The 19,898-nt window shown below is 62.5% G+C and carries 17 protein-coding genes and 3 pseudogenes; 11 read left to right on the top strand and 9 right to left on the bottom strand.

Annotated elements, in window-relative coordinates; all coding sequences use genetic code 11:
• Nucleotides 1–9 precede the first annotated feature (9 nt).
• From arfB to ACYU03_RS14950, 3 genes and pseudogenes are all read left to right on the top strand, one after another.
• On the top strand, nt 10–423 hold the full coding sequence (gene arfB, locus ACYU03_RS14960) for an alternative ribosome rescue aminoacyl-tRNA hydrolase ArfB (RefSeq protein ID WP_461885361.1): 414 nt from the start codon (nt 10–12) through the stop codon (nt 421–423).
• 75 nt (nt 424–498) lie between these two features.
• Nucleotides 499–793, top strand: a pseudogene (locus tag ACYU03_RS14955) (IS66 family transposase); the annotation flags it as partial.
• 55 nt (nt 794–848) lie between these two features.
• Nucleotides 849–1,469 (top strand): hypothetical protein, encoded by a 621-nt coding sequence (locus ACYU03_RS14950; protein WP_461885360.1) that lies wholly within the window; start codon nt 849–851, stop codon nt 1,467–1,469.
• Nucleotides 1,470–1,541: 72 nt separating this feature from the next.
• Here the strand turns inward: ACYU03_RS14950 and ACYU03_RS14945 are convergent.
• Nucleotides 1,542–1,787: pseudogene (locus ACYU03_RS14945) on the bottom strand (type 2 periplasmic-binding domain-containing protein); the annotation flags it as partial.
• Nucleotides 1,788–2,085: 298 nt separating this feature from the next.
• Between ACYU03_RS14945 and ACYU03_RS14940 the strand changes: the two are divergent.
• Nucleotides 2,086–2,979 (top strand): serine hydrolase domain-containing protein, encoded by an 894-nt coding sequence (locus ACYU03_RS14940; RefSeq protein ID WP_461885359.1) that lies wholly within the window; start codon nt 2,086–2,088, stop codon nt 2,977–2,979.
• A gap of 22 nt (nt 2,980–3,001) precedes the next feature.
• Here ACYU03_RS14940 and tnpC read toward each other — a convergent pair.
• A pseudogene (gene tnpC, locus ACYU03_RS14935) lies at nt 3,002–3,787 on the bottom strand (IS66 family transposase); the annotation flags it as partial.
• A 98-nt stretch (nt 3,788–3,885) separates the two neighbouring features.
• Nucleotides 3,886–4,848, bottom strand: coding sequence for an XdhC family protein (locus ACYU03_RS14930; protein WP_461885358.1), 963 nt, complete (start codon nt 4,846–4,848; stop codon nt 3,886–3,888).
• Between the two features lie 62 nt (nt 4,849–4,910).
• Here ACYU03_RS14930 and ACYU03_RS14925 point away from each other — a divergent pair, with 62 nt between their 5' ends.
• Nucleotides 4,911–5,549 (top strand): TetR family transcriptional regulator, encoded by a 639-nt coding sequence (locus tag ACYU03_RS14925; RefSeq protein WP_461885357.1) that lies wholly within the window; start codon nt 4,911–4,913, stop codon nt 5,547–5,549.
• A 2-nt stretch (nt 5,550–5,551) separates the two neighbouring features.
• On the opposite strand, the gene ACYU03_RS14920 is transcribed toward ACYU03_RS14925, so the two are convergent.
• The 4 genes from ACYU03_RS14920 to ACYU03_RS14905 form a co-directional block, all read right to left on the bottom strand.
• Entirely contained in the window at nt 5,552–9,115 is a 3,564-nt protein-coding gene (locus ACYU03_RS14920; protein ID WP_461885356.1) for a molybdopterin cofactor-binding domain-containing protein, read from the bottom strand.
• Entirely contained in the window at nt 9,112–9,585 is a 474-nt protein-coding gene (locus tag ACYU03_RS14915; RefSeq protein WP_461885354.1) for a (2Fe-2S)-binding protein, read from the bottom strand. The genes ACYU03_RS14920 and ACYU03_RS14915 overlap by 4 nt, the downstream gene beginning before the upstream one ends.
• A gap of 362 nt (nt 9,586–9,947) precedes the next feature.
• A complete protein-coding gene (locus ACYU03_RS14910; protein WP_461885353.1) occupies nt 9,948–10,424 on the bottom strand; it encodes a MarR family winged helix-turn-helix transcriptional regulator in 477 nt (158 codons plus the stop codon).
• A gap of 69 nt (nt 10,425–10,493) precedes the next feature.
• Nucleotides 10,494–11,546, bottom strand: coding sequence for a 2,5-dihydroxypyridine 5,6-dioxygenase (locus ACYU03_RS14905; RefSeq protein ID WP_461885352.1), 1,053 nt, complete (start codon nt 11,544–11,546; stop codon nt 10,494–10,496).
• A gap of 330 nt (nt 11,547–11,876) precedes the next feature.
• On the opposite strand from ACYU03_RS14905, the gene nicC reads away from it, so the two are divergent.
• The 6 genes from nicC to ACYU03_RS14875 all read left to right on the top strand — a co-directional run bounded on the left by nicC (nt 11,877) and on the right by ACYU03_RS14875 (nt 18,204).
• Nucleotides 11,877–13,025 carry a 6-hydroxynicotinate 3-monooxygenase gene (gene nicC, locus ACYU03_RS14900; protein WP_461885350.1) on the top strand — a complete coding sequence of 383 codons (1,149 nt, stop codon included), beginning with the start codon at nt 11,877–11,879 and terminating at the stop codon, nt 13,023–13,025.
• Nucleotides 13,022–13,828 (top strand): N-formylmaleamate deformylase, encoded by an 807-nt coding sequence (nicD, locus tag ACYU03_RS14895; RefSeq protein ID WP_461885349.1) that lies wholly within the window; start codon nt 13,022–13,024, stop codon nt 13,826–13,828. The genes nicC and nicD overlap by 4 nt, the downstream gene beginning before the upstream one ends.
• A gap of 13 nt (nt 13,829–13,841) precedes the next feature.
• Nucleotides 13,842–14,594, top strand: coding sequence for a maleate cis-trans isomerase family protein (locus tag ACYU03_RS14890; RefSeq protein WP_201206609.1), 753 nt, complete (start codon nt 13,842–13,844; stop codon nt 14,592–14,594).
• Nucleotides 14,595–14,608: 14 nt separating this feature from the next.
• A complete protein-coding gene (locus ACYU03_RS14885) occupies nt 14,609–15,250 on the top strand; it encodes an N-carbamoylsarcosine amidohydrolase (protein ID WP_461885348.1) in 642 nt (213 codons plus the stop codon).
• A 209-nt stretch (nt 15,251–15,459) separates the two neighbouring features.
• Complete coding sequence (locus ACYU03_RS14880; protein ID WP_461885347.1) at nt 15,460–16,773, top strand: MFS transporter; 1,314 nt, start codon at nt 15,460–15,462, stop codon at nt 16,771–16,773.
• 138 nt (nt 16,774–16,911) lie between these two features.
• The gene (locus ACYU03_RS14875) at nt 16,912–18,204 is read left to right on the top strand and encodes an OprD family porin (RefSeq protein WP_461885345.1); all 1,293 of its coding nucleotides are present in this window, start codon (nt 16,912–16,914) and stop codon (nt 18,202–18,204) included.
• Nucleotides 18,205–18,377: 173 nt separating this feature from the next.
• Here ACYU03_RS14875 and ACYU03_RS14870 read toward each other — a convergent pair whose 3' ends face one another.
• Together ACYU03_RS14870 and ACYU03_RS14865 are read right to left on the bottom strand one after the other, a co-directional pair.
• Entirely contained in the window at nt 18,378–18,563 is a 186-nt protein-coding gene (locus ACYU03_RS14870) for a hypothetical protein (protein ID WP_461885344.1), read from the bottom strand.
• 294 nt (nt 18,564–18,857) lie between these two features.
• Nucleotides 18,858–19,898 carry an alpha/beta fold hydrolase gene (locus ACYU03_RS14865; RefSeq protein ID WP_461885343.1) on the bottom strand — a complete coding sequence of 347 codons (1,041 nt, stop codon included), beginning with the start codon at nt 19,896–19,898 and terminating at the stop codon, nt 18,858–18,860.

Below are 19,898 nucleotides of genomic sequence, written 5' to 3'. Positions count from 1 at the left end.
GGCCATGTCATGCTGATCATCTCCAATAACGTGCATCTGCCGGATGCCGAAATCGAACTAACATACATCCGCGCACAAGGCGCGGGTGGGCAGAATGTCAACAAGGTGTCGAGTGCCGTGCACCTGCGCTTCGACATCCCGGCCTCATCGTTGCCCGAGTTCTACAAGGAGCGGCTGCTGGTGCTGCGTGACAGTCGCATCACCGGCGACGGCGTGTTGATCATCAAGGGCCAGCAATACCGCACCCAGGAGCAGAACCGTGCTGACGCACTGGCGCGTCTTGCCGAATTGATCATCACTGCCGGCAAGACCGAGAAGAAACGCCGTCCCACGAAGCCGACCCTCGGCTCGAAGACCCGCCGCCTCGAAGGAAAAGCCAGGCGGAGCACTGTCAAGGCGGGTCGGGGCAAGGTGGAGTTCTAGTGCTGGTGGTGGAGCGTTGCTGGCAAGTTCAGTGTTGGTAATGCCAATATCGCCTGAGTGAGCAATTTAGGGCTGGGATCAGCCACGGCCAAAGCCCTCGTTTAGAGCCTTAAACGCTGGGTGGCGCTGACGCGCTACCTGGAAGACGGAGCCGTGTCCATCGACAACAACCCAGTGGAGAACCAGATCCGACCATGGGCCCTTGGGCGTTCGAACTGGTTGTCTGCCGGGGCGTTTCGCAGTGGCAAACGGGCGGCGGCGATCATGAGTCTGATCCAGTCGGCACGCATGAACGGGCATGATCCGTATGCCTATCTGAAAGATGTGCTGACTGCTACCGCATCAGTGGGTGGCTGCAGAAACCACGTAAGCCCCGATGCTTTGAGACTTACAGGGATGACGCAATTAAGGGAGTGGTCAAGACGATGATTTTGGTTGTTGAAGGTATCAGCGCCAGCGGGAAAACCACTTGGTGCGCTAAGCATGGAGGGCAACATGTCATTCCTGAAAACGGCCGTTTTGAAAACGAGCCGGATCGAATAAAGGATCCAGTGGGAGCAGCAGCTTTTTGGGCAGAGCGAAACGTGGATCGCTGGCAAACGGCACTGGCCATGGAAGACATTTCTTCGTGGGCTTTGTGTGACAGTGACCCTCTCAAGCTCCACTACATTTGGAGCCTTTGGCAGATCGGCGAGGCGAGCGAACACGACTGGCGAATGGAGTTGGACGCCACAAGAGAAACTATCGCACAAGGACGTATTGGCTTTGCTGACTATTACATTATCGGCTGCATAGAGCCTCAGCTCGCGCGCGAACGAGCCAAAGCAGACACGACCCGTCGCCGGAGTAAGTTCGAGCTACACGTGCGCCTCCAACATGCTCTGCTGACCTGGTACTCAGCTATGAATGAAGTGCTTCCCGGCAGAGTGCGATTTGGCTTTCCTTCAGAAATGCCAACCCTGAAAAGCATTGATGGAAGGTATGCGGTGACGGCCTTTGATCAAATGATCGCATCGCTCCCACGACCCACTCACACCTCTTGGTAAGACGGAGCCTTATAGAGGTCGGAAGCGGATCGAGGTGAGGGCGAAGTAAAGATGTGTTCACATCCGCTTACTTTATAAGCAGGAAATCGTTTCCTTGAGGAACCCGCAGAACCATAGCTGGGCAGTGTTATCACCACTGTGCTCATGCCAGTGCAGGCTGACCTCAAACTTAGGCACAGTGAATGGTAGCTCCATGGTTTTAAGGCCATTACGCTCCGCATAGACTTTCGCAACCCGCTCTGGAAGCGTTACCAGCAGGTCGCTGGATGAGATGATTTCGGGCAGAACGCTGAAGTGAGGTACTCGAAGGCTCACAGTTCGCTCAACGTAAGCGTCTGGCCATCACACCATAAGTCCGCCTCGCTCGATTGGGGTGAAGATTGGCTCCGCTTCCTGCCACCCTGAAGCAATCGCTTCGCACGTGAAGCTATGAACGAGTATCAGGATCTTTTCGAGTGTCCGCTGTGAGGACGCATGTAGCTACCGTAAAATGGAGGCAGTTTGCTATTGATCCCTGCGCAAGTCTGCACGACCACTGTACCCTGTAATACTCGATGCTCTTTTCTGCCGAAGCCTTCGCTGGTTTCAAGACTTCGCCCTACAAGGATGTCTAAGGATGTTCTACTCCACAATATTGAACGGTAAACAGTTGCCTACGGAGCAATCACAAGTGGTTGTCCCTTGGTGGAGCTTTACCAAACCGGTGCTAGCTGCGGCGGCGCTTTCTCTTGTTCGTGATGGATTGATCCAGCTTGACGATCCTGTTCAGGAAGGCCAATTCACCCTTCGGCAACTCCTCAAGCACCAAGCCGGACTTGCGGACTACTCGGATCTGACGGAGTACCACACGGCAGTTGCCCAGCGCCAGGCTCCATGGTCAGCAGATGAAATGATGCAACGTCTTGACGGTTCCAGATTACGCTATGCACCAGGGGCTGGCTGGCGATACTCCAATGTGGGCTACATGTTCGTTGCCAGATTGATCGAGCGGGTTACGGGGCTATGCATTGAAAAGGCACTGACCCAACGTGTGTTGTCGCCACTTGGTTTGACACATGCTCGACTCGCAAAAAAGCAAGAGGATCTGGATGAGGTATATCCGGAAACCATTACGTCATACCACCCTGGCTGGGTCTACCATGGTCTGCTGGTGGGCCCGCTCTCAGAAGCGACTACTTTGCTGAACCAATTGCTGACCGGAAAGCTTCTCCCTTCTTCATTGCTGTGGGAAATGCAAGATGCAATCGCACTCGGAGGGCCAATGCCAGGAAGGCCGTGGGCCACTCCAGGCTATGGGCTGGGCTTGATGATCGGCGGAACTAAAAGTGGGCACATGCTTGTTGGGCACACAGGAGTCGGGCCAGGCGGCGTAATCGCAGTATTTCATTATTCAAGTGGCAATAATGCGGCGACTTGCTCTGTGTTCAGGGAGGGCAGCGATGATGGGGGGATTGAAGCAGAGGTCTTGGAGCGGCTTTTAGCTGCTGTCGGAACCTGTGAAGAGCGATGATCGCACTGGAGACCTATTTGATTCAGGCAGGTGTCCATTGATGCGGCAGCAGTTGGCCGATCTCGCTGGCCCGCTGCGTCGGCAGCCGCGTCAGCACATCCTTGAGGTAAACATACGGATCATGCCCATTGATACGCGCCGACTGGATCAGGCTCATGATCGCCGCCGCCCGCTTGCCGCTGCGCAGCGACCCGGCAAATAACCAGTTAGACCGCCCAAGCGCCCACGGCCGGATCAAGTTCTCGATCTGGTTGTTGTCGATGGGCACAGCACCATCTTGCAGGTAGCGCGTCAGCGCTACCCAGCGTTTAAGGCTGTAATCCAGAGCCTTGGCCGTGGCTGAGCCATCGGGCAGAAGTTCACGCTGGGCCAGCATCCACTCATGTAGTTTTTCAGCGATGGGCACCGCCGTTTCCTGGCGTAGTCGCCAGCGATCTTCGTCGCTCATTTCCTTGGCGTGTCGCTCGACTTCGTACAGCCCGCCAATCGAGTGAAGCGCTTGCTCTGCCAACTTGCTTTTATTGGCTACATGCAGGTCGAAGAACTTGCGGCGCGCATGCGCCATGCAGCCGATTTCGATGATGCCCAGCTCGAAGCTGGCCTTGTAGCCTGCGAAGTCATCGCAGACCAGCTTGCCGTTCCAGGAGCCCAGAAAGTTACGTGCGTGTTCGCCGGCACGGCTGGGGCTGAAGTCGTAGACCACGGCTTTGAGTGCCGAAAACGGCGTCGAGACATAGGCCCGGCGGGTTTTCTTCTCGCCTGGCGCAAGCATTTGAACCGGTGTTTCGTCAGCGTGAATCACGCTCTGTTTGCTGTCACGTGTCTGGGCGTGCAAGTCAAGGAGGGGCGCAGAAAGGCTGCCTGGTAAGCATCGGCTGATGCATGATGCAGGCCGGGATGTGGGTATTACAACGCATCCCGCGCCTTGCCCCGGTACACCCGCAACACATCCGCCATCACCGCCAGTGCGATCTCCGCTGGCGACTTGCTGCCCAGGTCCAGGCCGATGGGCATGTGCAGCCGCTGGATCTGTTGGTCGCTCAACCCGCCAATCCGCTGCAGCCGCTCGGCGCGCCGCGCCGATGTTGCCGCCGACCCCATTGCCCCGATATAGAACGCCGGCGTATTCACCGCTTCCATCAATGCCAGGTCATCGATTTTCGGATCATGGGTCAGCGCCACTATGGCAGTGGCTGCATGGCAGCCGCCAGCGGCGATAAACAGCGAGGGCAGCACCCGGTGCATCTGTGCGCCTGGTATCTCGATATACGCCATCTCTTCACGCGGGTCGCAGGCGATGACCTCACAGCCCAGCGTTCGGGCGATATCGGCACAGGCTTCGGCGACCGGCGACAGCCCGGCCAGCACTAGGCGCAGGGCAGGGCCGATACCGATATGCACTGCGTCTTCATCCATGCGCACGGCAACACCGTTGTCGCCATGCAACTTGAAATCTCCCGCCGGCAAACTGACTTTGCGCGTACTCCGTTGCTGCCCCAGCAGCGCCCCACGCAAGGCCTGCAGATGCTCCAGCCACGCGCCATCCGCCGGCCGCCGCTCCACCAGTACCACAAGCACGCCGCCGCACGGCAGGCGCAAACGCCGGCTCTGCTCCTGGCCATCGCCATAACGCACTACCTGCGCTGGTTGGCTGAACGCGCCCTGCGCCAGGCTGGCTAGGAACTCCTCTTCCACGCAGCCGCCAGATAATGAGCCGACCCACTCCTGCGCGCTGCGGCACGCCAGCATCGCCCCAGGCGAGCGGGGTGCCGAGCCATAGGTGGACAGCACCGTGCACAGCCACACCGTGTCCCCGGCCCGGGCCCATTGCAGGGCCTGGTCGATCACCTGCAGGTCGAGATGCTGCATGCTCCGCTACCTCGCTCATTTCGTGTAGTGTTGGTTTTCTGGCCAGCCCCACAGGGACCGACATGCAAACGCGTAAAACAGGGGTTCGCGCCCAACAGGCCGACCGCACCCGGGACAACATCCTCAAGGCCGCGGTGAAGGTCTTCAGCAAGGAAGGCTTCACCGGTGGGCGCGTCGAGCAGATCTCCACCCTGGCCAGGTCCAACGACCGGATGATCTATTACTACTTCGGCAACAAGGAAAAGCTGTTCATCAGCGTGCTGGAGCACATCTACGCCAGCTTCAACCAGGCCGAAGCCAGGCTGCGCCTCGACCTCGCCGACCCAGAGCAGGCCCTGCGTGAGCTGGTGGCGTTCATCTGGGACTACTACGTGCGCCATCCGGAATTCGTCACCATCCTGGCCACCGAAAACCTTCACCAAGGCCAGCACGCGCGCAAGTCGCAAAACCTCAAGGCATTGTCTGGCGAGGCGGTCGGCGTGTTGCGGCCAATCATCGAGGCGGGCCAGGCCAAGGGCCTGTTCCGCGACGACATCGACATCACCCACGCCTACCTGATGATTGCCTCGCTGTGCTACTTCTATAACTCTAACCGCCATACCCTCAGCTCGTTCCTCGCCGTGGACCTGGCCGACAAGCAGGCCAAGGCCGACTGGCTGGCCTTCATCAGCGACCTCGCCCTGCGCGGCCTGCGCCGCTGACCTCAGTGGCTGCCGGGGTTGGCGCGTACCTGTGCAGCCTTGGCCGCCAGCCCTTGCCAAGCCGGCTTGTCGGCGGCAAAGCGCTGGCGCAGGTAGGCCGCCAGGTCGGCGACCTGGCGGTCCGACAGGCTGTCCTTGAAGCCGGGCATGTAGCCCAGGTCGCGGGTTGCCGGGGTTGGAATGCCGTGCAGTACCACCCGTAGCAGGTTGTCCGGCAGGTCGCTATGGACGTTGCTGTTGACCGCCATCGATGGGCTGACGCCAAACAGCTTCGGCCCCAGGCCATCGCTGTGGCACGCCATGCACGCGCCTTTGAATACTCGTTCACCGTTGCTCAGCGACACTTGTGTGTCGGCCTGGGGCGCGGCCTTGGCTGCTTGCGCCTGCGGCTCGCCATCGAGTGAGCTGAGGTAATGGGCGATGGCGCGCACATCGCTTCTGGGCAGGGTGGCCAGTTCGCTGACGACCGGGCCCATGGGGCCGGCCGCTACACCGTGCTTCTCGGAGAATCCGCTGCTCAGGTAGCTGAACAGTTCGTCTTCGCTCCACGGCGTGGACGACTTGCCCAGGGCGTTCAGGGCCGGGGCTTCCCAGCCATCGACCATGCCGCCAGCGAGGTAACTGCTGCCGCCTTTTTCTGCGCCCATCAGGTTGCGCGGCGAGTGGCAGGCGGTGCAGTGGCCCAGGCCGTCGACCAGGTAGGCCCCACGGTTCCACTGCGCACTGCGCTGCGGGTCGGGCTGGTATTCGCCGTGCTGCAGAAACAGCGCGTTCCAGCCGGCCATCAGCGGCCGCTGGTTGAACGGGAAGCGCATCTGGTTGGCCGGCGCTTCCTGGCGTACCGGTGTTTGCGACATCAGGTAGGCATACAGCGCCTGCATGTCGGCGTCGTTGATATTGCGAAACGAGGTGTAAGGGAAGGCCGGGTACAGGTGCCGGCCGTCGCGGCTGATACCTTCGCGCATGGCCCGCTCGAACGCGGCGAACGACCAGCGGCCGATGCCGGTTTCCGGGTCGGGGGTAATGTTGGTGCTGTACAGCGTGCCGAATGGTGTTTCCATCGCCAGTCCACCGGCATTGACCTTGCCGCCGCTGACCGTATGGCACACGGCGCAGTCGCCGGCGGCCGCCACCTGGCGCCCGCGTTCGAGCATCGCCGCGCTCCAGCTGCCTGCACCAGGCGGGGTAACCGGGGCAATCTCGGCGCGCCAGGGCAGGGCGGTGGCAAGCATGCCCAGCGCTGCGCCAAATACGCCGGCCAGCCCGCCGAACCACCACTTGGAACGCTTGGCTGTCGGTTGCGCCGGCGCCGCTGCCTCAGGCCCCTGGCTTTCGCCAGCGAGCGCCGCGCGCACCCGTTCGGCCGTGATCGGCAGCTCGCGAAAACGAATGCCGGTGGCGTCGAAAATGGCGTTGGCGATGGCCGCTGCGCTCGGCACCGATGCCGACTCGCCACTGCCCATCGGCGGTTCGTGCTGGCGCGGCAGCATCATCACGTCGATGGCCGGCAACTCGGGGAAGGTCAGGATCGGGTAGCCGCCCCATTCCTTGCTCGCCACGGTCGACTCTTCGAAGCTGACCTGCTCCTTGAGCACTCGGCTGGTGGATTGGATGACATTGCCGTGGATCTGGTGACGCACACCTTCGGGATTGACCATCATCCCGGCATCGTGGCCGATCACCACGCGGGTGACCGCGACTTCACCGGTACGCCGGTCCACTGCCACATCGGCGACCCATGCCGCCCATGCCGCGCCAAAGCCGGGGAACTTGCTGTGGATGTAGCGCGCATAGGCAAAGCCGCGGCCACGCAGCACATCACCTTCGGCCTGTGCCTGCATGGGCTGGGTATGTGGCTGCCAGTCGGCGCGTTCGGCGGTGGCCTTGACCAGGTCGATGGCACGCGGATCCGACAGGTGCTTGAGGCGATACTCGACCGGGTCGATGCCTGCGGCGAAGGCCAGCTCATCGATGTAGGACTCATGGGCAAAGCTGTTGGGCATGGCCGACACGCCACGCATCCAAGAGGCGCGCACCAGCGGCGTCATATCGTTGATGGTGACGCGCATGTGCTCGTAGTCATACGGCGGGATCGAGGTGCGGTCGCCCATTTCGAACAGCGCCGGCACCGGCTCCACGGCGCCGGTCAGCAGCAGGGCCAGGGTAGGTGCGCCGTTGGACGGGTAGCTGGTCTGGAAGTCGTAGGCGGCCACGCTGCCGTCGGCGTTCAGGCCGCCGTCGATCTCCATCAATTGCGCGGTGCCCTTGGGTTCCCACACATGTTCCTGCTCGCGGGTCAGTTGCACCCGCACCGGGCGCTGCACCGCGCGCGACAACAGCACCGCATCGGCGCACACGTCATCGGCGCAGTTGCGGCCATAGCAGCCGGCGGCCTCCATGCGGATGATCTCGATGCGTTCTTCGCCGCATTCCAGCAGCCAGGCCAGGTCGGCACGCAGCAGATGCGGGTTCTGCGTGCCAGACCACACGCGGATCTGCCCTGGGGTAACGTCGGCCAGCGCGCATGATGGGCCGATCGAGGCATGCAACTGGTACGGCCACAGGTAGCTGCGGCTCAGGCGCTGGCTGGCATTGGCGATGCCGGCGTCGACATCACCCTGGTCCAGCACGGTACGTTGTACTCGCGGGTTGTCGCGGATGGCCTGGGCGACATCGCTGAGGTCGGGCAGCTTGCCGGTAAATGGCTTCCAGCTGATTTTCAGGTCATGGGCTGCACGGATCGCTTGCTCTTCGCGCTCGGCCACCACGCCGACGAAGTCACGGATGACCACCACAGCCACCACACCGGGCACATGGGCGATGGAGGATTCATCGACCGCCAGCAGGCTGTTGCCGACGAAGTCACCGCTGTCGTGGCCGGCGTAGGGCGGGCGGATCACCCGGCCATGCAGCATGTCGGGCAGGCGCATGTCGTGCACGTAGGTCAGCTCGCCGGTGGCCTTGCCGGGGATGTCTACCCGTGCGGCGCTGCGCCCGACCAGGCGGTAGTCCTCGATGGCTTTCAGTGGGGCATCGTCGGCAATGCGCAGTTGCTGGTTATCACCTTGCACCAGTTCGGCATAGCTCAGCGTGCTGCCGTTGCTGGTGATCACCGTGCCTTCTTCAATGCGCAAGGCATCGGGCGTGCAGCCAAGACGTCGCGCGGCCTGTTGCAACAGGTAGCGCCGCGCCGTGGCCGCCGCCTTGCGCAGCGGCACGGCGGAAATCTGCAGGGTGGCGCTGGCGATGGTCGCGCCCTGATTGGGTGCCCGCTCGGTATCGCCCAGCACCATGTGCACCTGGTCCATGCGCAGGTCCAGCTCTTCGGCGACGATCTGCGCCAGCGAGGTGCGGATGCCGGTGCCCAGGTCGACGTGGCCATTGAAGGCGTAGACCATGCCGTCGTCGCTGACGGCGATGAACAATGCCAGCTCGCGTTCCTTGACCACAGGTGTCACACCCTTGGCCACCGGGCCGGAGGGTGGGGTGATCTGGTCGACGATCAGCAGTACACCGGTCTTGGCCAGCAGCTGGTCGCGGCTGGGCACCTGTTGTGAGTGGTTCATGTTTTTCTCCGGGGCTCGGCGGCGCGACGCACGGCGCGCAGGATTTCGACGTGGGTGCCGCAGCGGCACAGGTTGCCGGACAGTTCATGGCGGATCTGTTCGTCGCTGGGGTTGGGGATACGGTCGAGCAGGGCCTTGGCGGTCATGATCATGCCGTTCATGCAGTAGCCGCACTGGGCTGCCTGCTCGTCGATGAACGCCTGTTGCACCGGGTGTGGGGCGGCCTTGCAGCCCAGCCCTTCGAGGGTGGTGATGTCGCGATCTGCGGCGCCGGCCAGGGGGATGACGCAGGAGCGCGCGGCCACGCCATCGATGATTACCGTGCACGCCCCGCATTCGCCCAGGCCGCAGCCGTACTTGGGGCCGTTCAGGCACAGGTCGTTGCGTAGGATCAACAGCAGCGGGGTGTCGGGCATGGCGCTGACTTCGACCGACTGGCCATTGATCCGCAGGGAGATGGTTGTTTGCATTATGGGCTCATCTCTGGAGGTTGCTTGCGCTACCAAAACACTCAAAGGCTGCGTGTATTTCGGTAAGTACTCACTACATGAAATGAGATAGCAAGAAGCAGGCCAGGGATGAATTTGAAGCTTTCTATCCGGTTGCAGGGGGCTGTGGGAACTGACGTGATCAAAATCTAAAGGCTGGAGTTAGTCCTGTGGGAGCTGGCTTGCCGGCGATCACCAGCAAAGCCGGTGCCATTCAGCGCGTCGCCTGTTTCGCGGGCACGCCCACTCCCACAGATGCTGTGCTGGCTTTGAGATTACGCTATATCTGTGGGAGCGGCTTCAGCCGCGAACACCGGCGCAGCCGGTGCCATCCACTACAAGGCTCAGCCCGCGCTGTCGTCGCTGTCGATCATCTTGCGCAGCAGGTACAGGATCGCCACGCGCTCACCGGCATTCAGGCTGCCCATGCTCAGTTCGCTGATCTGCCGGGCGCAGGGGATCATTGCATCGAGAAGCGCGGAGCCGCTGTCGGTGAGCTCGACGATGACCTTGCGCCGGTCGCCCGGGTCCGGCGACAGCTGCACCAGTTCGCGCGCCTTCAGGCGCTCGACGATGCCGCGAATGGTCGCCTGGTCCACCGCTGTGGCCTTGATCAGCTCGGCCTGGGAACTGGGGCCGTGGTCGCGCAGGGCGCACAGGGTGACGAACTGGATCGAGGTCAGCTGCGGGTCGCAGGCCTGTTGCTGGAAGATCGCCGTATGCCGCTGGTAGGCCTTGCGCAGCAAGTGGCCGACCTGTTCGGTGACGTCGTAGGGGGTGGTGTCGAGCGGGGCGCTGCTGGGGGTGGTTTTGTTCGGCATAGAATGGCTTGGGCTGGTGGAAAGGTGCTGGCCGGCCGCCAATAGCGGAGCGCCCGGCCAGTATAACCACTATCGTGCCCGTGACTCCTCTGGTGCGACCACGTCGCCCGCCAATACCACGGCCTGGTCATCCAGATAGATATCGCAATTGCGCAGTGGGATGTCCAGGTGGCACGGGGTCTTGCGTTTGCCGCCGACCTCGGTGTTGGGGCCGGTGGAGAACAGGAAGTTGCCGTAGAACGCGCGGGCGTCCATGCACATGCCGTCGTTGCGGTCGTGCAGGCCCATGGCTGTCCACTGCGCACGTGGTTGCAGGCCCCAGCCGATGTGCGAGATGCCGTACACCTCGGGGTCATTGAAGTATTTCATGTAGTCGCGCAGATATTCGGCCTCGAAGCCGCCATGGATGCCGGTGATAAAGCCTTTTTCGATTTCCAGGGTGATGCGCTCGCGGCAGTAGTTCTTGAACGGCAGGATGATGTCGCCCACGTCCAGCACCAGCGTGCCTTCGGCGCTGTCCTCGTTCGGCCAGGTGAACAGGAAACCGCTGGGCCAGTGGTCCCAGCGCCCCGGCTCGTCGGCATAGCCGTATTCGGTCACGGCTGGGTACTGGCCGAGCGGGGCGTGGAAGTCGCTGCCGGCCTTGGACCGCACATGCATGCTGCGCGCCTGTTTCAGCAGGGTTTCGGCAGCCAGTACGCGGCGTTTGTCGTCTTCTGTGGGCAGCATGCGTGCCAGCACTTCCGGCGGCTCCACGGCCAGCAGGATGCGCGTGCCGGTCTTGAGGATCTGCTCCTGCTCGGGCGAGTGCAGCAGCATCATGGTGTCGACGATCAGGTCGGCCGCCTCCAGCGCGCGCTGCGCCGCCAGGTTGCCGGTGAGCGCGGTGTCGCCGCAGTAGGCGGTCATGTCATTGCCCATGGCGGTCGGGTGGTTGAACGCCGGCAGCTCTACTGCATACACCTTGGCCTTCAGGCGCTGCGCGGCCTCCATCGCGGCGTTGACCGTGCGCGGGTCGGAGTAGTGGCTCTTGAGCACGGCAACGCTCTGCGTCTCGTCCACGCGAGACAGCTTCAGTACGTGCTCGAACATCTGGGTCAGTTGTGCATTGCTCACCGGCATCGGGGTTCTCCTGGGTGGCGTTGACGGGGGAGAGGTGCTGCACCATGGCGGTGCCTGGCGCTTCATCTCGGTGCAAATTAATAGTGTGTACACCATACTTTTGCAGATGAAAGCGCATCCTGCCGGCAAGCGCAAGTTATCTGTAGAGCGTTACCTATTCACACATAACGCCAATATTTACTGTAACAATCTCTTGGTCGTGGTTTTCGATCAGGTGTTTGAAAAATATTTGCTCGGACCTCTTTTCAAAAAACAATTACAGCGTATACGCTATAAATCGTCGAGCGGTCGAGCCGCTGGCCACACATCAGAACAAGAGGAGAGACGCCCATGCGGGGTAGGCAGAAAATCGCAATCGTCGGTGCAGGTCTGGGTGGGGCAGCCGCCGCCACGCTGCTGCAGCAGGCCGGCTTCGATGTCGAGGTGTACGAGCAGGCGCCGGAATTCACCCGCCTGGGTGCGGGCATTCACATCGGCCCCAACGTGATGAAGATCTTCCGCCGCATGGGGCTGGAGCAGAAGCTGGAGCTGATGGGCTCGCACCCGGACTTCTGGTTCAGCCGCGACGGCGCCAGCGGCGATTACCTGTCGCGCATCCCGCTGGGTGAGTTTGCCCGCCGCGAGTACGGCGCGGCCTACATCACCATTCACCGTGGCGACCTGCACGCCCTGCAGATCGACGCGATCAAGCCGGGCACCGTGCACTTCGGCAAACGCCTGGAAAAAATCGTCGATGAAGGCGACCAGGTGCGCCTGGACTTCGCCGACGGCACCCACACCGTGGCCGATATCGTCATTGGTGCCGACGGCATCCACTCGAAAATCCGCGAAGAGCTGCTGGGCGCCGAAGCGCCGAACTACAGCGGTTGGGTGGCGCACCGGGCGCTGATCCGCGGGGTCAACCTGGCGCAGCATGCCGATGTGTTCGAGCCCTGCGTCAAGTGGTGGTCCGAAGACCGCCACATGATGGTCTACTACACCACTGGCAAGCGCGACGAGTACTACTTCGTCACCGGCGTGCCGCATGAAGCCTGGGACTTCCAGGGCGCGTACGTCGACAGTAGCCAGGAAGAGATGCGCGCCGCTTTCGAGGGTTACCACCCCACCGTGCAGAAGCTGATCGATGCCACCGAATCGATCACCAAGTGGCCGCTGCGTAACCGCAACCCGCTGCCGTTGTGGAGCCGTGGTCGCCTGGTAATGCTCGGCGATGCCTGCCACCCGATGAAACCGCACATGGCCCAGGGCGCGTGCATGGCCATCGAGGACGCGGCCATGTTGACCCGCTGCCTGCAAGAGACCGGGTTGTCCGATCACCGCACTGCGTTCGCGTTGTACGAGGCCAACCGTAAAGAGCGGGCATCGCAGGTGCAGTCGGTCTCCAACGCCAACACCTGGCTCTACACCCAGGAAGATCCGGCCTGGGTCTACGGCTACGACCTATATGGGCAGCAGCTTAAAAGCGGGGAGGCGGCATGAGTACCTTCGTCGCCGGCGGCAACGTCAGTGCCAATGGCATCCGCCAGCATTATCTGCGCTATGGCGGCAGGGGCCAGGCGCTGGTCCTGGTGCCGGGCATCACCAGCCCGGCGATTACCTGGGGTTTCGTTGCTGAGCGTCTTGGCCAGTACTTCGATACCTATGTACTGGATGTGCGCGGGCGTGGCTTGTCTTCGAGCGACCCGGAACTGGATTACGGCACCGACGCCTGCGCTGCGGATATCCCGGCCTTTGCCGCGGCGTTGGGGCTGGCCAGCTACCACCTGGTCGGGCACTCGATGGGGGCGCGCTTTGCCATCCGCGCTGCTGCCCAAGGTGCGCCGGGGCTACAGCGGCTGGTGCTGGTCGACCCGCCAGTGTCCGGGCCGGGTCGCCGTGCCTACCCGAGCAAGCTGCCGTGGTATGTCGACTCGATCCGCCAAGCCACGGCGGGCATGAGCGGCGACGACATGCGCGCTTTTTGCGCCACCTGGAGCGACGAGCAACTGGCGCTGCGCGCCGAGTGGCTGCACACCTGCTACGAGCCGGCGATCGTGCGTGCCTTCGATGATTTCCACCAGGTGGACATCCACCAGTACCTGCCCGCAGTGCACCAGCCGGCGCTGCTGATGGTGGCCGGGCGTGGCGGGGTGATCGAACCGCGCGACATCGCCGAGATACGCGAGCTCAAGCCGGATATCCAGGTGGTACAGGTGGACAACGCCGGCCACATGATCCCCTGGGATGACCTGGATGGCTTCTTCGCCGCATTTGCCGACTTCCTCGACCAACCCCTTGTCTGACGGAGCACGAGACATGACCAAGCTATACCGCATCGGCCAGATCGTGCCGAGCTCGAACACCACCATGGAAACCGAGATCCCGGCGATGCTCAACGCCCGCCAGGCCATCCGCCCCGAGCGCTTCACCTTCCATTCCAGCCGCATGCGTATGAAGCAGGTGAAGAAGGAAGAGCTGGCGGCCATGGACGCCGAGTCCGACCGCTGCGCCGTGGAGCTGTCCGACGCCAAGGTCGACGTACTGGGCTACGCCTGCCTGGTGGCGATCATGGCCATGGGCCTGGGCTATCACCGCCAATCGGAGAAGCGCCTGCAGCAGGCCACCGCCGACAACGACGCGCTGGCGCCGGTGATCACCAGTGCCGGGGCGCTGGTCGAGGCCTTGCATGTGATGAAGGCCAAGCGCATTGCCATCGTCGCACCCTACATGAAGCCGCTGACTGAGCTGGTGGTGAACTACATCCGCGAGGAAGGCTTCGAGGTGCAGGACTGGCGCGCCCTGGAAATCCCCGACAACCTCGCCGTGGCCCGCCACGACCCGGCCAACCTGCCAGGCATCGTCGCCGGCATGGACCTGGAAGGCGTCGATGTGGTGGTGCTGTCGGCCTGCGTGCAGATGCAGTCGCTGCCGGCTGTGGCCAAGGTCGAGGCGCAAACCGGCAAGCCGGTGGTCACCGCTGCCATCGCCACCACCTACGCCATGCTCAAGGCGCTGGACCTGGAGCCGGTCGTGCCGGGCGCTGGTGCCTTGCTGTCGGGCGCCTACTGAACCGGGAGACGGACATGAACGACGCACAAAGCGCCCGTGACAACTACCAGGGTGTGTGGGGCCAGCGCATCGGCTTCGGCCGCAAGCCGGCGCTGCTGATGATCGACTTCATGCAGGGTTACACCACCCCCGGCGCACCGCTGTACGCCCCAGGCGTTGTCACGGCGGTGGAGCAGGCCGCCGGCCTTCTGGCGCTGGCCCGCGACTGCGGTACATTGGTGGTGCACACCAATATCCGCTACCAGCCGCCGCATTTCGCTGATGGCGGCGTGTGGGTGCGCAAGGCGCCGGTGATGAAGGACATGGTCGAAGGCAACCCGTTGGCCGCGTTCTGCGAGGCCGTCGCGCCACAGCCGGGGGAGGTGGTGCTGAGCAAGCAGTACGCCAGCGCCTTCTTTGCCACCAGCCTGGCCCCGCTGCTGCATGCCCAAGGGGTGGATACCGTGGTGCTGGCCGGTTGCTCCACCAGTGGCTGTATCCGCGCCAGTGCGGTGGATGCCATGCAGCATGGTTTTCGAACCATCGTGGTGCGCGAGTGCGTCGGTGACCGCCACAACGACCCGCACGAAGCGAACCTGTTCGACATCGACAGCAAGTACGGCGATGTCGTCACCCGGCAGGACGCCATGCAGCAACTCAGGCAGCTGGCCGGCTGAACGCCGGGCAGCGCTTACCCAATAACAATCAAGGAACGGTGCCGGAAGCCCGTCCATGACCGCCTGCTGTCCGGGCGGTCGCCCCGCAGGAGCACTCGGGGTCTTTCAGGCGCTGCCCAGGCTCGCCGCGTATAGTGCGCGGGGTGCCCGGCGCGTCGAAAACTGCTGGCCTTAAAACAACCACTAAGTCGCCCGCCAGGAGACAGGAAATGCCAATTGCGAATGCAACCACGGTCCACAGTGGCATCGACCATGGCACAAAAGCGCTGTACAGCAAGATCACCTGGAGGCTCATCCCCTTCCTGTGCTTCTGCTACCTCGCAGCTTATCTGGACCGCATCAACGTCGGCTTCGCCAAGCTGCAGATGCTCGAAGACCTGCAGTTCAGCACCGCCGCCTATGGCCTGGGTGCCGGGCTGTTCTTCGTTGGCTACATCATTTTCGAAGTACCGAGCAACCTGATCCTGCAGCGCGTTGGTGCCAAGCTGTGGATCGCCCGCATCATGATCACCTGGGGCCTGCTGTCGGCCTGCACCATGTTCGTCAGCACCACCACGCAGTTCTACATCCTGCGTTTCCTGCTCGGCGCGGCCGAGGCCGGCTTCCTGCCGGGCGTGCTGTTCTACCTGACCATGTGGTACCCCACCTATCGGCGCGGGCGCATCATTGCCCTGTTCATGATCGGGTTGCCGCTGTCGAGCGTGATCGGCGGGCCGATCTCCGGCTGGATCATGGGGCATTTCGACCAAGTGCACGGCTTGCACGGCTGGCAGTGGCTGTTCCTGCTGGAAGCGATCCCTAGCGTTCTGCTCGGCATTCTGACGTTCTGGGCATTGCCCAACCACTTCCAGCAGGCCAAGTGGCTGTCGACTGAGGACAAGGCGCAACTGGCGGCGGACCTGGCCGCCGACGACGCCGAGGGCAAGGACAGCAAGCACAGCTTCCGCGACGGCTTCTTCAACCTGAAGGTGTGGATGCTCGGTGGCATCGACTTCTCGATCCTGCTCAGCGCCTATGCCATGGGCTTCTGGATGCCGACCTTCATCCGTGATGCGGGCGTCAGCGACACCTTCCACATCGGCCTGCTCACGGCCATCCCGAGCCTGGCCGCGCTGGCCGGCATGCTGATGATCGGTGCCAGCTCCGACCGCCACCGTGAGCGCCGCTGGCACATCATCGTGCCGTTCATCATTGGTGCAGTCGCCATGGCCAGCAGCACCTTGTTCAGCCAGAACCTGGTGATGACGGTGGTGCTGTTCGCCATCGCTTCGGCAGCGATCATCGGCGCGGTGCCGGTGTTCTTCAGCCTGCCGGCGACCTTCCTCAAAGGCACGGCGGCTGCCACCGGTTTTGCCCTGGCCTGCTCGGTGGCCAACATCGCCGGCCTGGTCAGCAACTCGCTGATGGGCCTGGTCACCGACCTCACCGGCACTTCCCACGCGGCACTATGGGTGTTTGCCGGCTGCCTGATCCTCAGCTGCTTCCTGGTCATCGCCCTGCCAGCGAAGCTGGTCAACCGCTAGCGGCCCAGCGCTTTTCGCAATGGCAGGGTAGGCGGGCCGGGTGCCCGCCTGCCGACTCGTTCTCGATGCAATCCCACGTCGGGGGCCGCACAAGGTCGCCGCATCGGGTTGCTGTTGCCCGAAATCCAGGAGTAGCCCATGCAAGGTTCCACTGCACCGCGTTTTTCCTCGTCTGCGCGCCTGGCCGGTGGCTGTATTGCCGTCGCGCTGTGTGCCGAGGCCTCGGCAGAAGAGGCCGGTTTCATCGAAGGTGCCCGCGCCACGCTGCAGGCGCGCAATTATTTTTTCAGCCGCGATTATGCCGATATCAAGGGCGCCAGCACACAGTCGCGTACCCAGGAATGGGCACAAGGTTTTATCCTCAATGCCAGCTCGGGTTATACCCAGGGCACGCTCGGCGTTGGCGTGGATGTGACCGGCCTGCTTGGCTTCAAGCTCGACAGCAGCCCGGCGCATGCCAAATCCGGCTTGCTGCCCAGCCTGGACAGCGGCAAGTCGGCGGACGAATACAGCCGCCTGGGGGCGGCGATCAAGTTCAAGGTGTCGCAGACCGAGCTGAAGGTGGGCGAGCTGATGCCCAACCTGCCTGTGCTGTTGTTCAGCGACTTGCGTCTGCTGCCGCCGACCTATCAGGGGGCGATGCTGGAGTCGCGCGAGTTTGCCGGGCTGACCCTGAATGCCGGCCAGTTCCGCTCCACCAGCCTGCGCGACTCGTCCAACAGCCAGAAGATGTACGCGCTGGTCAACGACCCGATCAACCCGGCGCGGCTGGCGCGTTTTACCAGCGACCGCTTCAACTACGTGGGTGCCGACTATGCGTTCAATGACAACCGCACCAGCGTAGGCGTGTGGCAGGTGCAGTTGGAGGATATCTACCAGCAGCGCTTCTACAGCTTCAAGCATGCCGAGCCGCTGGGTGACTGGACGCTGGGGGTGAATGCCGGTTATTTCGATGCCCGCGAGGACGGGCGCAAGATTGCCGGCGACTACGACAACCATGCGCTGTTCAGCCTGTTCTCGGCCAAGACTGGCGGGCATACCTTCTATGTGGGCTACCAGCAGATCGGCGGCGATGACGGTTTTATCCAGGTAGGGGCCAACACCAACCCGATGGGCAACACGCTGCCAACCTATGAGTTCTCGGCGCCGGGTGAGCGCTCGTGGCAGGTGCGGCATGACTACAATTTCGTCGCACTGGGCATTCCGGGCCTGACCTCGACCCTGCGTTATGTGAAGGGGCGGGATGTGGACACCGGGCTAGGGTTTGAAGGGCGTGACCGTGAGCGTGACCTGGACCTGGCCTATGTGGTTCAGAGCGGGCCACTGGCCGGACTTGGGGTGCGGGTGCGCAACGTGATGGCGCGTTCCAATTATCGGACCGATATTGACGAGAACCGCTTGATCCTGAGTTACACGGTCAAGTTGTTCTGATGCTCCAAAGCCTGTGCGGTCCCTGTAGGAGCGGCCTTCGCGATCGGGGCGCAAGGCGCCCCTGGTAATTCATGCGTCGCCGCTGAAATCCTGGGGTTGCTTTGCAGCCCGATCGCGACACAAGGCCTACACGGATCGTGTAGGCCTTGCAGGAGCGGGCTGCCCGCGAGCCTTCACTGCAAGGTCACCGGTTTCATGCCATCTGGCAATTGCCCAATCGCCGCCTCCAGGCGGGCAATCGGCCCCGCCAGCTGGTCCGCTTCCATGTCCTTGCCTTCGTTTCTCAGGCGATCACGCTCAACCCGCAGGTTAAGCAAGTTTTTCTGCAGCCTCAGGGCAGCGGTATTGAACGTGTCCATGCTTTTCTCATGCAGTGGGCCTCCATGCCGTTGTAGGAAAAGTGGACCGTAGCAATTCGAATTTGCTGGTGAAACTGATCTTTCATACAGCTAAATGTTGCTGGCTCTATCCTTCCTACGTTGCGCGGTAAAAGATCCTACAAGCTGCGTTTCAAATAGTGTCCTTCAAATCAAGCTCAATCCCGCGTGGTAGCGGGGGTATGCTCGGTTTTCAGCAACGCAGGCCCTCAAGGTGATTCACGCAGGGCCTGCCGTGCTTTTCGAAACCTTATGTAGCAATTGCCGCCTTGCAAGCTACAAGTGATCCGCATCCACCACTGCCTGGGTAAACGCCTGCGGCGCTTCCTGGGGCAGATTGTGGCCAATGCCGCCGCTGATCAGCCGGTACTCGTATTTGCCGGTAAAGCGTTGCGCATAAGCTTCGGCCGGTGGGTGTGGAGCGCCATTGGCGTCTCCCTCCAGGGTAATGGTCGGTACGCCGATGCTGGGGAAGCTGGCCAGTTTGGCTTCAAGCGGGTCGTAGCGCGTTTCGCTTTGGGCCAGTCCCAGCCGCCAGCGGTAGTTATGCACGGGAATGGCCACTTGATCGGGGTTGTCCAAGGCTTTGGCGCTGCGTTCGAAGGTGGCGTCGTCGAAGGCCCACTTGGGCGAGGCGGTCTGCCAGATCAGTTTGGCGAAGGCATGGCGATTCTTGTCGTAGCCGGCCTGGCCGCGCGCGGTGGCGAAATAGTACTGGTACCACCACTGCAATTCGGCGCTGAGGGCAGGGGGCTTGGCCGCTTCCTGGCTGCTGATCAGGTAGCCGCTGACCGACACCAGCGCTTTTACTCGCTCGGGCCACAGCGCCGAGACGATGTTTGCGGTGCGCGCACCCCAGTCGAAGCCGGCGAGCACGGCGCGCTGGATATGCAGCGCATCCATGAAGGCGATGACATCGCTGGCCAGCGCCGCTGGCTGGGCGTTGCGTGGGGTTTGTGCGGACAGGAAGCGGGTTTGCCCGTAGCCGCGTACGTAGGGCACCAGCACCCGGTAGCCTTTTGCCGCCAGGGCGGGGGCGACGTCCTCGAAGCTGTGAATGTCATACGGCCAGCCATACAGCAGGATCACCACTGGCCCGTCGGCCGGGCCTTGCTCTACATAGGTCACATCGAGCACACCAACGTTGACGTGTTTCAGTGGGCCGAAGTCATCCGCCGCGACGGCTGCCACCTGGGGCTTTTGTGGGGCCGCCATGGCGCTGTTCGCGGCTACCAGGCCAAGCGGCAGCAGGGCGCAGGCGAGCAATGTACGGCCGAAACGGCGTGGGAGGGCGGTGGTCGAGTGGCTGGCAGACAT

The organism is Pseudomonas sp. X10 (assembly GCF_054889225.1).
This window is presented reverse-complemented; position numbering and strand designations above follow the sequence as displayed.